This window comes from Rhizobium sp. FKL33 (assembly GCF_005222915.1).
GTDB lineage: Bacteria > Pseudomonadota > Alphaproteobacteria > Rhizobiales > Rhizobiaceae > Rhizobium_E.
Map to the genome: position 1 here is coordinate 162,345 of NZ_STFX01000019.1, position 14,903 is coordinate 177,247.

The following is a 14,903-nucleotide window of genomic DNA, read 5'->3' on the forward strand; positions in this document are numbered from 1 at the left end:
TCTCACCCGGAGAAGTAGCCGCCCTGGCCGAGATAGGCCGATGCGGGCGCGCCGCCTTCGAGATAGAGCGGAAGCTTGTCGAAGCGGACTTTGTTGAACAGCGCGCCGGTGATCCTCGTCGCGATCGTCGGCGCGTTGCGCAGCGCCTCCGCAAGCGCCGCCTCCGTCACACCGCCCCATTCCACCACGAGCAGGATGCTGTCGACCCGCGTTGCCGCGTCTTCGACGACGTGACCCGCAGCCAGGGGCGGCAGGTCGATGACGATCAGGTCGAAGTCGCCTTTTGCCTTTTCTATGTCGGCGTCCATGTCCGCGCTGCGGTCGTAATCGCCGGGTCCGCTATCCCTCGACGGTTCGGGACGGGCCAGCAGCGAAAGCGGCGTCGAAGGATGGCGAAGCAGCGACGGAAAGAGAGACGGCCGCTCCGTGGCCTCCAGCACATGGCGCGCCAGCCGGCGGGAAGCCTCGGGATTGACGTGGTCGGCGTCGACCAGCAGCGTGCGCTGGCCCTTCAGGGCGCTGAGACTTGCGAGGTTCGCCGCAATCGTCGTCTTGCCCTCTCCGGCCTCACAGGACACGACGCCGACAACGCGGGCGCTGCGCCCTTTTTCCAAAGGCGTCTGATGGGCGAGCGTGCGCCGGATCACATCCGTCATGCGGGATCGGGGATTGTCGAAGGCATGGCGGTCGATAGCGTCCGCCATGCGGATCGAGTCCGGCCTGCTGATCGGAAAAGCGGTGAAATCGGGATGGAAGGCTGGGGCGCGCTCGATCAGAGGGATGAGCCCCAACACGGGCGCGCCGCTGACGCGGCGCAACTGATCGGGCCGGCGCAGCTTTCTGTCCGAGAAATCCCGCAGCGCAGCGACGGCGAGTCCTGATCCCAAACCTAAACAGAATGCGACGAACAGCGACAGCGCCTTGCGGGGCGAGGAGGGCGTGGCTGGAACTGTCGGCGGCGATATCAATTTGGCGGAGATTTCCGGCAGGTTTTCCTCCTGTCGGGCGGTGTCCAGTCGCGCCAAATGATCGAGGTAAAGGCGGCGGGCATTGTCGGCGCGATTTTCGAGATCGCGCAGCGTCACCTGCTCCGCGTCGAGATCCGATTTCTCCGCGCCGGCCTGACCGATATTGGCCTTAAGCGCCTCGACGCGGCCGCGCGCCATCTCCTCCTCGGCGCGATAGGCGGCGGCGATACGCGACAATTCCTCGAACATCTGGCGGCGATATTCTTCCGCTTCGCCTTTCAGGCGCCGGGCCTGTTGATGGCCGGCGCCATATTTCGCTTCGAGATCGGCCCCGCGCCTGGCGGCTTCGAGATAATCCTGCCGGAGTTCGGTGACCAGCGGGCTCGCCAGACTCTGGGCGACCGCAGCGTTCATGTCGCCGGCGGCGAGGATGGCTTCGAGTTTGCGGCTGCGCGCCTCCGCCTCACCGAGATCTCCCTGGGCGAGCACCAGTTGTTCGGTCATCCGGCTGAGGCGCTGGTCGCCGATCAATCGGCCCTCGCTCGCGAGCAGGCCATGTTTTCGCCGAAACGCTTCAATGGCGGCGGCTTGCTTGAGCGTCTGCGTGCGCAGCTCCTCGACCTTGGCCGACAACCATTCAACCGCCCGCCGCGCCGCTTCGGTCTGGATCCGCTGCCGGGCGTCGAAATAAGCCTGGACCACGCGTCCTGTCATGGCTGCCGCAGCTTGCGGGCTTCTTGCGGCATAGGTGATCGACAGGACGGACGAATCGCCCAGGCGCTTGACCGTAAGCCGCGTTTCGATCAGGGCGAGGGCCTCGGTTTTCGGGTCGGCGACGCCGCCTTTGCCAAACGTCGTCCGCAGCCATGCAAGGAAGGCTCCCGGACGCTCCTGCGCGATTTCCTCGATGAAGTGCTGTTGCTCCAGAAGATCGGAGTCCTCGATCATTCGCCGGAAGGTCTCGCCTGACCTTACCAGCTCCAACTGGCTCGCCAGTTTTTCATCGAGGCTGATGGCATGATCGGCGTCTGTCGCCTTTCGCCAATAGTCGGGGTCTTCGGCGAGAACGTGAATGCTGGCGCTGGACTGATAGAGCGGGGCGGCAAGGGTGAGATAGATCACCCACCCGCAAAGGCTTGCGCCGAGCACATATACGATGAGTTTACCCTGCCGGCGACAGGCGAGCCAGAGTCGCGTGAGCGGATCGACCTCGGTCTCGCGTTCCATGGCGGGTGGCGCCGGCGCCTGTTGCTCTGCCTGCTGCATGATCGGCCAACCTCGGTCGTCGCCTCGGCGCCGACGAGGCCGGCGGAAAAGGCATGCGTTATGAAAAGGAGCTGAGCATTATCGATGGATGCAACGTGAGGTCGAAGTTAACGCCGAATTTGACGTAACGGCAAGCGACAATCTCTTCCGACGCCACGCCAACGCCCTCCGGACGAGGCGCAAGCCTGTCACACAATACGCATAATCTATTCATGCGTGTTTTCTGGGTGGTTCCAGAGACTCTGCTTTGACTTCGTTGCGTCGTTCGCGCAGAGATGGCGCGACATTGCGGTAAGGACTTCCCATGCGTTATCTCATCACGGGGACGGCCGGCTTTATCGGCTTTCATCTCGCCAAGCGTCTGCTGGACGAGGGGCATTTTGTCGTCGGTTTCGACGGCATGACGCCCTATTACGATGTCTCCCTGAAAGAGGAGCGGCACGCGATCCTGTCCCGCTCCAACGGCTTCACGCCCGTGATCGGCATGCTGGAGGACAAAGCGGCGCTCGATCGCGCCGCCGAGCTCGCCGAGCCGGAGATCATCATCCATCTCGCCGCTCAGGCCGGGGTGCGCTACAGCCTCGAAAATCCGCGTTCCTATGTGGACAGCAACCTGACCGGCTCGTTCAACGTGCTGGAACTGGCGCGCGAGCTTTCGCCAAAGCATCTGATGCTGGCGTCGACCTCGTCGGTCTATGGCTCCAACGAGAAGATCCCGTTCGCCGAAGCCGACCGCGCCGACGAGCCGATGACAATCTACGCGGCGACCAAGAAGAGCATGGAACTGATGGCGCATTCCTACGCCCATCTGCACAAGATCCCCACCACCGCTTTCCGCTTTTTCACCGTCTACGGGCCATGGGGGCGCCCGGACATGGCGCTGTTCAAATTCGTCGACGCGATCCGCAAGGGACAGCCGATCGACATCTATGGCGAAGGCCGCATGAGCCGCGACTTCACCTATATCGACGACCTCATCGAAGGCATCGTCAGGCTGACGGGCGTCGCGCCCGCTGAAGACAATCGCGTGACGGCAGAGAGCGTCATCGACACGCTTTCGCCGCAGGCCCCGTTCCGCGTCGTCAATATCGGCGGCGGTCAGCCGGTCGAGTTGATGCGTTTCGTCGAAACGGTGGAGGCGGCGCTCGGAACGCCGGCGATCCGCAACATGCTGCCGATGCAGCAGGGCGATGTGCCGCGCACTTACGCCGCTCCCGATCTGCTCATGGCGCTGACCGGCTTCAAGCCGGAAATCGAACTGGAAGAGGGGGTCAGGCGGTTCGTGGAGTGGTTCACCGGGCATTATGCGCAGTGAGACGCCGCTGAATGCCGACATAGAAAAGCCGCCGGGGCGCCCCAGCGGCTTTTTTCTTGGTCTCGATACGCTCTTCAGCCCTTCTGGGCCTTTCCGATCGCCGTGTAGCGGAAGCCGTTTTTGGCGAGTTCGGCGGCGTTGTAGACGTTGCGCAGGTCCACCACCACGTCTCCGGCCATGGTCGCCTTGAGCTTGCGGAAATCCAGCGCACGGAAAGCGTCCCATTCGGTGACCAGCACCACGGCGTCGGCGCCGTCGGCGATCTCGTAGGGGTCCTTGCCATAGGTCACGTCGCCGAGCATCGGCTTTGCCGCGTCCATGCCTTCGGGATCGAACGCATGGACCGACGCGCCAGCGTCCTGCAGCGCCTGGATGATGGCGATCGACGGCGCGTCGCGCATGTCGTCGGTGTTGGGCTTGAAGGTCAGGCCGAGAATGGCGATCTTCTTGCCGCGCACAGAGCCGTCGCAGGCGGCGATGACCTTGCGGCCCATGGCGCGCTTGCGGTTGTCGTTGATGGCGACGGTGGTCTCGATCAGCCTCACCGGGCTGTCGTAATCCTGGGCGGTCTTGACCAGCGCCAGCGTGTCCTTGGGGAAGCACGAGCCGCCGTAACCGGGGCCGGCATGCAGGAACTTGTCGCCGATGCGCTTGTCCATGCCGATGCCCTTGGCGACCTTCTGCACGTCGGCGCCGATGGTCTCGCAGAGATCGGCGATCTCGTTGATGAAGGTGATCTTCATGGCGAGAAATGCGTTGGCAGCGTATTTGATCAGTTCGGAGGTGCGGCGTTCGCAGAAGAACAGAGGCGCTTCGTTGAGATAGAGCGGGCGGTAGACCTCGCGCATCGCGTCCATGGCGCGCGGATCTTCCGCGCCAACCACGATGCGGTCGGGACGCTTGAAGTCGGAAATGGCGGCGCCTTCGCGCAGGAATTCGGGATTGGAGACGACGGCGACATCCTTGTCCGGGAATTCTTCGCGGAAGATGCGCTCGACCTCGTCGCCGGTGCCGACCGGCACGGTGGATTTGGTGACGATGACGGTGAAGCCGATGACGCTGGCGGCGATTTCGCGGGCGGCGGCATAGACATAGCTCAGATCCGCATGACCGTCGCCGCGGCGCGACGGCGTGCCGACCGCGATGAAGACAACATCGGCTTCGGCCACGGCGGAGGCGAGATCGAGGGTGAAATCGAGACGGCCGGCTGCGGCGTTTGCGGCGACGAGCGCTTCGAGGCCCGGCTCATAGATCGGCGACTTGCCGGCCTTGAGCGCCTCGATCTTGGCTTCGGATTTGTCGACGCAGGTGACGTGATGGCCGAAATCCGCAAGGCAGGCGCCGGATACGAGACCGACATAGCCCGACCCAATCATGACGATGCGCATACAATTCTCCAGTCAGTCTCGATGGCGACCCCAAGAGGGTTTCGCGAGTCTCGTTTCAAACGATGGTCTTCTATCGCGCGCAGGGTCTCAGAACAATGACATCTTCACCGGCGGCGATGGTTCCTGAAAAGGTTTGTGGCGGTGGCCCGACCGAGCAACGCGGCGCCCGCCGCCAGGGCTGCGGCAAGGCCCGCGCCGGTCAATCCCAAAATCGGGAACAGGAGCAGGGAGAAAAGGATGGAGAATGCTGCTCCCGCCATGGACAGCGCCGCATAGGCGCGGTGGCGCCCCTGTCCAACCAGAACGGCGTTGAGGACATCCGAAGCGCTGCGCCCGCCAGCGGCCAGGGACAGGAGACAGAGCGTGGCCGCGGCGCTGGCCGTAAGCTTGAAGGCCTCGTGTCCTACGACGACGATCAGGGTGAATGTCAGCATAGACAGAAGAGCCGCGAACATCAGAGCAAGACGGATGCAGACAGGTCTGACGTGGACCGACCAGACATCCGGCTCCTGCGCCGCCGCAATCAGCCTCGGCAGCGCCGGCTGCAGCACGGCGGAATTCGCAAGGATCTGCAGCGATTGCCCGAGGGCGGCGCAGACGCTGTAGACGCCTGTCGCTTCGAGGCCGAGCATGGCGACGACCAGATAGCGGTCGGCGTAGAGCTGGCAGACAAGGCCGAGATCGGCGGCATAGACCCATGCGGCATTGCGCGCGCTTCGCATCAGCCAGCGTCCATCGAGCCTTTTTGGCCATGTCGCTCTCAGCGCCAGAGGGGCCAGGGCGGCCAGCGCAAGGATATGCCCGGCGAGCCACGCATAGAGAAGCCCATCAAGCGAGCGCCATGCTTCGAACCGCCATGCGCCGACCAGAAAAACCGGAATCCATACGGCGGAGCGCAGGAAAAGCAGAAGGTTGGCCCGGCGCGCGCGGCCGAGCGCGATGAGAATCACATGGATGTCCAGCGCCAGCGTCTCCAGCGCGATGACGAGCAGAGCGGGGGCGAGGGGAAGCCCGGGGATGGGGCCGATAAGGTGAAGGATCAAAACCGCCGCAAGCAGGGCCGACGTGGTGGAGGCGACCGTTATCGTGAGGCGCGTCGCGATCAGCCGTGGCGCCTGCTCCGGGACAAGGACGAGCTCTCTCGTGAGGAGATTGTTGAGGCCCCAGCCCAGCGCCGCCGGGGCGATGGCGGCGCTTGCCGCGATCAGGGCGAAAAGGCCCGTCGCCTCCAGTCCAAGCAGCCGGATCAGCGCGAGCGGCAAGGCGAAACGCAGAGCCATCGTCGCGGCTCGCAGGACGAGCGCCAGCGCGCCGGTCGTTGCCTCATTGTCCACGCCGCCGCTCCGGTTGTTGACGCCTCCAATCTGGTTGTGGACAGGCTAGCAAAGACTCCGCAAAGTGGAAGGGCGTTGCGGGGGAAACCATGCGAAACGAGGCTGTCTGGGACAGGATTTGCGCCGATTTCGACAGGGCGCGGACAGGCGCGGGCGGCGCGGGGCGCCGGGCCGCGCTTCGAACGCTCAGCCGGCCCGGTTTCGCCTGCGCGCTACTGCGCCGGATGCAGGAGGCGCTCGCGCCGGTTCCAATTGTCGGGCGGCCGCTGCGGCGGCTTGTCTGGCTCTTCTCCAGCTATCTTTTCGGTTCGGATATCGCCATCGACGCCGAGATCGGCGGCGGGATCTATCTGCCGCATCCGCATGGCGTGGTGATCGGGGCCTGCCGGATTGGACGGAACGTCACGATCATGCAGAACGTGACGCTCGGCGCCAGGCGGAGCGGCGAGAGGGCTGCGCCTGTCATCGGCGACGGCGTGGAGATCGGGGCCGGCGCAGTGATCCTCGGCAGCGTTATCGTCGGCGAAGGAGCGATGATCGGCGCCAATGCGGTGGTGTTGACCGACATTCCCGCCCGGGCGACGGCGGTCGGCAATCCGGCGCGCATCCTGCCCCCAAGAGGCGGCTAGGGCGATTTCATCCCCCGTCTCGCCGGCGCTTTTACACTGATGTGGTCGAAACAGGAGACCGCATCATGAGCATCGCATCCCTTCTTTCCCTCTCGCTCGGGCGAGCCTCGCCGCCGCAGCAGCGCCGCGTGCTGACCGGTCTCGGATCGGACGGCCGCCGCGTTCTGCTCACCTTCGCCAGTTCCGGACACCGCTCCCCTCTGTTCGGAAAGGCGTTCCAATGACCGGAGAAATCGAAAGCGCTGAAATCCGCAGCCTGACCCATCTGATCGGCCATGACGCGGCGGGATTGTTCGGCCGCGCGCCGATCGGCGCCTGCATCGCGCCGAGATCGTCGAACCTGCTCGCCGTCATCGGCGACAGCACTGCCGAGCAGATCCATCTCGATTCCCAGCGGCGCAATCGCTCCGCTTACAATCATGTTTTCCTCGGCGCCGCCATGGCCGGCAATAGGTTGATCCTGACCGGCAATTTCGGCAAGTCCGGCGAGAGGACCGACCAGACGGCGGCGCGGCTCTCCGCCGCTTTGGCCTCGGGGGCGGGCACGCTCTATATCAGCGAGGGCATGAACAATTTCTCGCAGGCGCCCTATACGCATGCCGTCAGCGGCGCCGTGGTGACGCTCGCCGAGACGGGGGCGCAGGCTTTCGCCGACACGCTCGCCAAGATCGACGCCGCGCTCGCGGCGGGGCTGAAGGTCATCGTCGCGCTTTGCCCAGGCGCCAGCAATTTCTCCGCTGCGATGATCGGGCAGATGTGGATCTACAACCAGGCCCTGCGACGGGCGGCAGAACTGAGGCCCAATCTCTGGCTTCTCGACATGCCCGCCGTTCTCCACGATCCCGCCTCGACGCCAGACACCCTGGCGTTCCGCTCCGGCTATCTGCATACGGGCGACGCGGTGCTGGCGCATGAAGGCGTGACTGGCGCCTATTATGTAGCCAAAGCTTTCGCGATCATTCTGCGCGAGATCATGCGGCCGCTGCCGCGCAGCTTTGTATCCCGCGCGAACCAACGAACAGCCGAAAACCGCCTGCAACTGGCGCTCAATCCGCTGTTCAATGCGACATCAGGCAATGCCGGCGTGCTCGGCGCCGGCGGTTCGCTCGCCGCGGGAACGACAGCCGTTCCCTATGAATGGACGGTCGTGCGCAATTCCGGCGATACGACGACTTCGTTTCAGGTGGGCGTGGACGCCAATGCGGAAGGCGGAAACGATCTGGTGATCGGCTACAATGTCAGCGTGGCCGGCGGCGGCGTGCGGGTTCATCAGGATCTCGTGGGTTCGTCGGCCTATTGGCTGGCGGGCGACGTGCTGCAGGGCTTTTCGACGGTGGCGGTGGCGGCGGGATCGACCGGCCTCGCCTGCGCGCGGCCCTATGTCGAGATCAACGGCGTCACGGGCGGCGTCAGCGCCACGATCATGGCCTCGGGCGCCATGAGCGACACCGCCCATGGCGTCTTCCCATCCAGTGAGAGCTTCGTGCTCGAAGACGCCACCGAACCGATCACCGTGCCGGCCTATGACGCGAAAGGCTATCTCAGCTTCAAGGCGCTCGGCCTTACCTGCGCGACGCCCGGCTCCGGCACGGTGCGGCTGCGCATGCCGCATCTCGACGTCAGGTCGAGGCTGATCTGACCGGGCTTGCGAATTCGGGTCGCGGCGCCAGAACGCGTCGCGACGCGGAAAAGACGCCGCTCAGCATGTAGCCCCACATCATGGTGAGAAAGCTCGGCGCATAGGCCTGCACCGTCAGGGCATAGAGATTGAACAGAATGACGATGGCGAGTTTTCCGCGCGACGTTTCCCGCGCAATGCCGATCATGCTCGCAGCCACGAGGATCAGATAGGCGGGGCCGAACATTGCGAGGCTGGCCAGATGGAAATTGTCGAGCGGCGAAAGAAGCGCAGCGCGCTCCCCGAGAGCCATCGGCGTCGAAAAACAGCCGAGACCGCAGCCGGTCGCGAGCCCCATCGGATAGAGATCCGCGATCGCCAGAAACGGCGCGGGCCAGGTGTCGATTGCGCGGTCGGCGAGACTGGCGAGGACGGGCGGAACCGCGTCGCGATCGAGCGAGACGAACAACAGCATCAGGAGCGGCGGCAGAAGCATGGTGGCGAAGGACGCAAGGGCCAGAAACCGCAGCGCCGTCCCCGCGCGCGGGGCGGGGGCCGCGATAAGCGGATAGAGACAACACAGGGCGATAAAGCCCATGATCCCCGTCTTGCTCGTCGTCATCAGGAGAGCAGCGATGCAGAGCGGCGCGAGAAACCAGAAGGAGAGGGACGGCAGGCGCGGCGCGAGGAGCGCGCCCACAAACACGATCATGGCGGCGGTGAGCGCGCTATCCCCGGACAGGCCGCCATGGCGCGCAACGCCCTGTTGCCACCACAGCTTGACCGCCGCCTTCGCCCCCGAAAAGCTCTCATAGCCCGTGTCCGCCCAGGGATAGTCGATGAAGGGTTCGCCGAGGACCGCAAGACAGATCACCAGCAGCAGGATGGTCAGGATCGCCACGGATGGTCGGCTGTCATGCGCCGCCTCGTCGAAAAAGATCAGGCCGGAGAAGACGGGAAGGATCATCTTGACCGCAGCGAGCGCCATGGGCGGCTCCGGGCCCATGAATTCCGTCGCAACCGCCAGCGAGGCGGCGAGACCGGCTGCAAGCAGCAGTCCGATGACCTGCCGCCGCGCTGCCTGGACGACGATGAATATCGCGGCGGCGCCCAAGGCGACCAGATCGGGAATGTACCACATCCACCAGAGCCCGGCGCTGTCGAGACCGCTGCGGAGCGCGCCGGTGGCCGCGTCGCGGCAGGCGAACAGGATGAGCCCGATCAGCGCATAGCGGCGGATCATGACGTTGCGAAAGACTGCCCACGGCTGCAATCGGCGGGCGATGGCGGAAAAGATTTGTTCACCACGTCCCGGAATGGAGCGTCGGGAGCAACCAGGAAAGAACCGAATGTTAATCGCCCTGCCGGTAGCGTCCTGCCAAACGCAGCGAGACCGCGCTGCACGAATTGACCTGTTGCGGATGCCTGTCCGCCCCGGTCGCTCCAGGAAGAAACGGCTGCGCCATGACCGAGACGACGAACAGACCCATTTCCGGACGCGAGGTTCATCCCGCCGGCAAGGCGGTCGTGGTGTTTGGCGGCGCGGGCTTCATCGGTTCGCATCTTTTGCGGCGGCTGGCGTCCGAAGGCGTCGGCAAACTTTATTCCGTCGATATCCGCAAGCCGAAGATCCGCGTGCCCGGCGTCAACTATGTGTTCGGCGACGTGCGCAACCTGTCCGATTTCTTCATTCCCGATGCGGTCGGCGCGATCTACAATTTCGCCGCGGTCCACACCACGCCAGGCCACGCCAATCATGAATATTACGAGACCAATATTCAGGGCGCGACGGAAGTAACCGCCTATGCCAGACGCGCCGGCGTCGATTCGATCGTCTTCACCAGCTCGATTTCCGTCTATGGACCGAGCGAGGACGTGAAGACCGAAGATACGTCGCCAGAGCCCGAAAGCGCCTATGGCTGGTCGAAATGGCTGGCGGAAGGGGTGCATCGCAGCTGGCTCTCCGAGCAGCCCTCGCGGCGGCTGATCATCGCCCGTCCCGCCGTGATCTTCGGTCATGCCGAAGGCGGCAATTTTACCCGCCTCGCCAAATTGATGCGCGGCGGCCTGTTCGTCTATCCCGGCCGCAAGGACACGGTGAAGGCCTGTTTCTATGTCGAGGATCTCCTCGACGCGCTGTTCTACGCCCGCTCGCGCAACGAGCGCTCCATCCTGTTCAACGCCGCCTATCCCGATCACTACACGATCGAGGAGATCGTCAAGACCTTCAAGGCCGCGCATTTCCCCCGGGCGCGCGAGTTTCTGGTGCCGCGCTGGGTGGTGATGACGGCGGCGCGTCTCCTCAGGCCCCTGGCGCTCTTCAATCTCGGCATACATCCCGATCGCGTGCTCAAGCTCGTCCGCTCGACCGATGTTCTGCCGCTCTGGCTTCTCAATCACGGCGCCGTGCGCCGCGGCATGCTGCCGTCCGCCTTCGCCCGCTGGAGCGCCGATACGCTCGGCACGTTCGACAGCCTGGGCGTCGAGCATGTCGAGATGCTCAAGCGGTCGCAAGAGCGGCAATCCGTGCTTGGCGATGAAGCGGACAAGGCTCCGGAGATGCAGGCGGCAGGCGCGTCCCAGCACGCGGCCGGCGCTCGCGCGACGGTGTTCGTGGATCAGTCGGGCGCCGGGGAGAGCGAGGGTGACAAATCCGGCCTTGGCAAGGCGCAGGCAGAAATCGACGTCCTCCATATAGAGGAAGAAGCCGGCATCCATGCCGCCCACGGCGTCAAAGGCGCTGCGCCGAACAAGAAATCCGCCGCCTAAGGTCCAGCCGGCCGCGAAAGGCTGGCCCGCCGCCCATTCCTGTCGCATCAGATGCCGATCCACGCGCTCCCGACACATCCGGCCAAGGCCCGGCAGACGGCGCGCGGCGATGTCGGCGAGGCTGTAGAAGCGCCGCCCCGAGAACTGCCGTTCGCCCTCCGGCGTTTGAAGATCGAGCCCGATCGCGCCGATTGCAGGCCTTGTCCTCAGCATGTCGAGCGCTGCGGCGGGCGAATTGTCGAGAAACAGCATATCGGCGTTGAGCACGAGAGTGAATGGGGACGTCCCGGCCTTAGTCCCGATATTGACGCCCGCCGCAAAGCCGCCGTTACGCGCCGGCCGGATCAGTCGACAGTCGCCTTCTATCCCGGCCGCCAGCGACGGATCCAAGGTTTCGCTGTGATCGACCAGGAAGATCCGCTCCGGGTCTGCGATGGCTTGATCGCGGAGCGAGCGGATGAGCCGCAGGCAGGGTTCCGTCGAGCAATGATTGACGATAACGACATCGAGGTCGGAAGTCCTTGTCATGAGATCTGGCTCCCGGTGATGGATATGCGGTGAGAGGAGATCGCCTCGCTTGTTTCTGTCAGGCGTGCGAGCAGGGCGTCTCGGGCGGGGAGGCCGGCGGAATGGAGCCTCACGGCATGCTCGCGGCATTCTCTTGTGGACGCATCGCGGTCCGCGCGGCGGCGCGCGACGAGGCGGACGATCCGCGTGCAATCGGTCTCGATATCCAGCGACAACAGGCAATCCGGCGATCGGATGCGCTCGGGAATGGCGCCGATCGGCGTCGCCATCACCTCCACGCCGGCTGAGAAGGCTTCGAGCATGGTCAGCGGCTCGGCCTCGTCAGGAAGGCTCGACGGCAACAGCAGGCAATCGAGCCGGTCGAAAAACGTCGACTTCTCCGCGCCGTCGAGCCAGCCTTGAACGCTGAAACGGTCCGGCCATCGCGCGGCCATCGCGGTGATCGTTTCGATGATCGGATCGTCCTTCACCGGCGGCGCGCCGGCGAGCGTGAACCGGAGCGTGCTGTCGTCCTGCAGCAGGCGCTCGACGACAGCCAACACATGGTCGACGCCCTTTTCCTTTGTCCAGGCGCCGAGAAAGCCGATGGCGAGCGGCCCGTGGCGCTTGCCCGGCGGGGCCGGCGGCGGGAGCAGCGCCGCGTTGGACAGCGTCACGGGTCGCGCGGCGCCCGGCCGCAAATAGCGTTTGGCATAGGCGGCGGCCATGGCCTGAGACAGGAGGATGTGAACGGCCCGCGGTCCAGCGGCGCGGGCAAGGGCGCAGCCGAGCCAGGTCGGCCCGGCCCGCATGTTGCGATAGGAATGATGATGCAGAAACAGGTTCGCGCCCCTGAGCCTGAAGAGGATCAGCGACGCCAGCAGCAGCCAGCCGCCCCGCTGGCCCGGCAGCGAGAGATAGAGGCGATCCTGCGGCTCGCTGGCCATCGCCGCGCCCGTCAGTTTCAGCGCGGCCAGGATTTTCCGCCATCCGCTTGCCCCCAGAGGCAACACCGTCATTGTCGCGCTCGTTTCCAGCAAGGACAGCATTCTGCAATTGGCGATCAACTGGCCATTGATGGGGCCGTCGAGATCGGCGACGAACCACAGCCTGCCCTCCGGGCCCCGACGCGGCGCGCGGATTTTCCCAAACTTGCTTTTGCCCTCTTTCATTCCCGCCCCCCGGCGTTTTCGCCCTTATCCCTGCTGTAGCCCCAGACCATTCTCCGGCGCATCCACCCGTCGCGGCGGCCGGTGGCGGATCTCTTCCATGAAATCGAGATAGTCCGCCCCTAGCCGGTCTGGATCGAAGCGACGGCCCGAGACGCGCGCCGCCGCACCCATCGCGGCGAGCCTCTGCGGATGTCGCACCATCCCGATCAACGCCTTTCGCCAGGCGGCAGCGTCGCCCGGCGGCAGAAGCAGGCCATTGACGCCGTCCTCCACCAGTTGGGGCAGTCCACCCGCCGCGCTCGCCAGGATCGGGACGCCATGCCTGAGCGCGATCACCGCCGCTCCTGGCAGGTTTTCCGACCAGAGCGACGGCAGGCATAGCGCGTCCGCCTGATGGATCGCCTCGACGGTGTCTGCGAGCGGCAGCCAGCCCATGAAGTTCAACCAGTCGCGACCGGCAAAGGCGCGGCGCAGCCTCTCTTCTTCGCCGCCGGCGCCGATGATCGTGAGTGTGAACGCCGCCTCCGCCCGCGCCGCCTCGGCCGCCTGCAGAAGGTTTTCCACGCCCTTTGGCGCATCGAGCCGGCCGGCATAGACGAAGCGGGGCAGGGCCGACGCCTCGCGCGCATGCCGCGCCTCGGGATAGGCGTTGACATTGGCGATGACGCGGGCAGGCCTGCCATCGAGCGTGCCAAGCGCCGCCAGGCGATCAAGATTGGCCTGGGATGGCGAGACAAAGCCCAGCCTCGGGATGCGCCGGAGCGTCGCCTGCTTGAGGGTCGAGGATACAAGACATTCGCCGCAGCGCCGGGCGCAGGCGCGCCCATGGCGAAACATGGTGGCGCGCAGGCAGGCCAAAGCGAGATCGGGCAGAACATAAAGCGTAGGAATGTCACGCTCTGCCAGCGCGGCGGGTGTGTTTTGGCCGAGACCGACGAGGGAATGCAGCGTCACGATATCGGGCCGGACCGTATCGAGAATGCTTCCGACGATCCGGCGATTGCGGGGATCGAGGTGATCCTGACTATGCCAGATCGGTTTCAGCCAGGGCGATGCGCCGCGTCCTTGCAGGTGGATGGAATAGGGGCGCGGAAAGAGCCGCCGATAGAGAGAGACGCCGTCGCGCTTCTCGCCGTGAACCTCGTCGCCAGCCCCTTTGGCAGCGGTGAGAACCGCGACCTCATGCCCCTTGCCGGCCAGCCATCGCGCCAGACCCTGCGCCGAGAGCTCGGCGCCGCCTTGCGCATAGGGCGGAAACAGCGGAGACAGGATGAGGACGCGCATCGGAATTTCCCCTGAGGAGGCGCAGACGCATCCCTCCGGTGGACGGCAGGCGTCCACAGGTCCGGCTTGGCGGCCTCACAGTCGTGATGCATTGCAATTCTGTGGTCACGACTTCCCGTTTCCCGCCCAGTTCTGGAGGCGGGATGAAAAGTCTTCATGTCATGCCGATGGACGCGGCGAGCGCGCAAGCGGGTATTGCCGGCAAACTATAGTTGCCGTTCAGCGCCTCAACGGCGCTCATGTCCGGATTATGCAGATGATTTACAATTCTAAGTAAGCGCAGAATTGTCCGTTGCGCAAGCGGAATCTTCAACCAAAAAGAAACGGCCGCACGGTGAGGCGGCCGACAATTCGGGATGACGTCAGAGGCAAGAGGTCAGCCTCAGCTTTCGGCGTCGCGCACCACAGCTTCCGGACGGTCGCCGCCGTCGGCATGTTCCTCATGCCAGCGGCCGCGCGAATCCTGATAGGCGATCTCGGCGGATTCACCGCCGACCTGATGTTCGAGCGCCACCAGACGCGCCGCGGCAAGCGCCGAGGCGTGATCCGGATAGGTTTCGGAAAAGACGTCGCCGAGTTTGTATGCCCAGCCTCCGTCATGCTCGACGATGTTGTAGGAAATCGTGGTCATCGGCGCAGCGTCCCGTGTTCCA

The 14,903-nt window shown here is 64.9% G+C and carries 13 protein-coding genes; 6 read left to right on the forward strand and 7 right to left on the reverse strand.

Annotated features, from left to right (window positions below):
* Positions 1-2 precede the first annotated feature (2 nt).
* Positions 3-2,195: a hypothetical protein gene (locus E8Q41_RS12340; protein WP_170976465.1), complete on the reverse strand. Its 2,193-nt coding sequence runs from the start codon at positions 2,193-2,195 to the stop codon at positions 3-5.
* Positions 2,196-2,538: 343 nt separating this feature from the next.
* Here E8Q41_RS12340 and E8Q41_RS12345 point away from each other — a divergent pair, with 343 nt between their 5' ends.
* The gene (locus E8Q41_RS12345; RefSeq protein ID WP_137155849.1) at positions 2,539-3,549 is read left to right on the forward strand and encodes an NAD-dependent epimerase; all 1,011 of its coding nucleotides are present in this window, start codon (positions 2,539-2,541) and stop codon (positions 3,547-3,549) included.
* A gap of 74 nt (positions 3,550-3,623) precedes the next feature.
* Here E8Q41_RS12345 and E8Q41_RS12350 read toward each other — a convergent pair whose 3' ends face one another.
* Positions 3,624-4,937, reverse strand: a complete 1,314-nt coding sequence (locus E8Q41_RS12350) for a UDP-glucose/GDP-mannose dehydrogenase family protein (RefSeq protein ID WP_137155850.1) — start codon at positions 4,935-4,937, stop codon at positions 3,624-3,626.
* Positions 4,938-5,041: 104 nt separating this feature from the next.
* On the reverse strand, positions 5,042-6,271 hold the full coding sequence (locus E8Q41_RS12355; protein WP_137155851.1) for a hypothetical protein: 1,230 nt from the start codon (positions 6,269-6,271) through the stop codon (positions 5,042-5,044).
* An 89-nt stretch (positions 6,272-6,360) separates the two neighbouring features.
* Here E8Q41_RS12355 and E8Q41_RS12360 point away from each other — a divergent pair, with 89 nt between their 5' ends.
* From E8Q41_RS12360 to E8Q41_RS12365, 3 genes are all read left to right on the forward strand, one after another.
* The gene (locus tag E8Q41_RS12360; protein WP_137155852.1) at positions 6,361-6,900 is read left to right on the forward strand and encodes a serine acetyltransferase; all 540 of its coding nucleotides are present in this window, start codon (positions 6,361-6,363) and stop codon (positions 6,898-6,900) included.
* A gap of 65 nt (positions 6,901-6,965) precedes the next feature.
* Positions 6,966-7,124 (forward strand): hypothetical protein, encoded by a 159-nt coding sequence (locus tag E8Q41_RS25550; protein ID WP_170976466.1) that lies wholly within the window; start codon positions 6,966-6,968, stop codon positions 7,122-7,124.
* Positions 7,121-8,539, forward strand: a complete 1,419-nt coding sequence (locus E8Q41_RS12365) for a hypothetical protein (RefSeq protein WP_137155853.1) — start codon at positions 7,121-7,123, stop codon at positions 8,537-8,539. Before E8Q41_RS25550 ends, E8Q41_RS12365 begins: the two co-directional genes overlap by 4 nt.
* Here E8Q41_RS12365 and E8Q41_RS12370 read toward each other — a convergent pair.
* On the reverse strand, positions 8,520-9,761 hold the full coding sequence (locus E8Q41_RS12370) for a hypothetical protein (RefSeq protein WP_137155854.1): 1,242 nt from the start codon (positions 9,759-9,761) through the stop codon (positions 8,520-8,522). The genes E8Q41_RS12365 and E8Q41_RS12370 overlap by 20 nt on opposite strands.
* Before the next feature lie 221 nt (positions 9,762-9,982).
* On the opposite strand from E8Q41_RS12370, the gene E8Q41_RS12375 reads away from it, so the two are divergent.
* The gene (locus E8Q41_RS12375) at positions 9,983-11,287 is read left to right on the forward strand and encodes an NAD(P)-dependent oxidoreductase (protein WP_246660170.1); all 1,305 of its coding nucleotides are present in this window, start codon (positions 9,983-9,985) and stop codon (positions 11,285-11,287) included.
* Between the two features lie 51 nt (positions 11,288-11,338).
* The gene (locus tag E8Q41_RS25555; protein WP_170976467.1) at positions 11,339-11,848 is read left to right on the forward strand and encodes a hypothetical protein; all 510 of its coding nucleotides are present in this window, start codon (positions 11,339-11,341) and stop codon (positions 11,846-11,848) included.
* On the opposite strand, the gene E8Q41_RS12385 is transcribed toward E8Q41_RS25555, so the two are convergent.
* From E8Q41_RS12385 to E8Q41_RS12395, 3 genes are all read right to left on the reverse strand, one after another.
* Positions 11,812-12,966, reverse strand: coding sequence for a glycosyltransferase family 4 protein (locus E8Q41_RS12385; protein WP_137155855.1), 1,155 nt, complete (start codon positions 12,964-12,966; stop codon positions 11,812-11,814). The genes E8Q41_RS25555 and E8Q41_RS12385 overlap by 37 nt on opposite strands.
* A 24-nt stretch (positions 12,967-12,990) precedes the next feature.
* Complete coding sequence (locus E8Q41_RS12390) at positions 12,991-14,250, reverse strand: glycosyltransferase (protein WP_137155856.1); 1,260 nt, start codon at positions 14,248-14,250, stop codon at positions 12,991-12,993.
* 382 nt (positions 14,251-14,632) lie between these two features.
* The gene (locus tag E8Q41_RS12395; protein ID WP_137155857.1) at positions 14,633-14,881 is read right to left on the reverse strand and encodes a DUF2188 domain-containing protein; all 249 of its coding nucleotides are present in this window, start codon (positions 14,879-14,881) and stop codon (positions 14,633-14,635) included.
* Positions 14,882-14,903 lie beyond the last annotated feature (22 nt).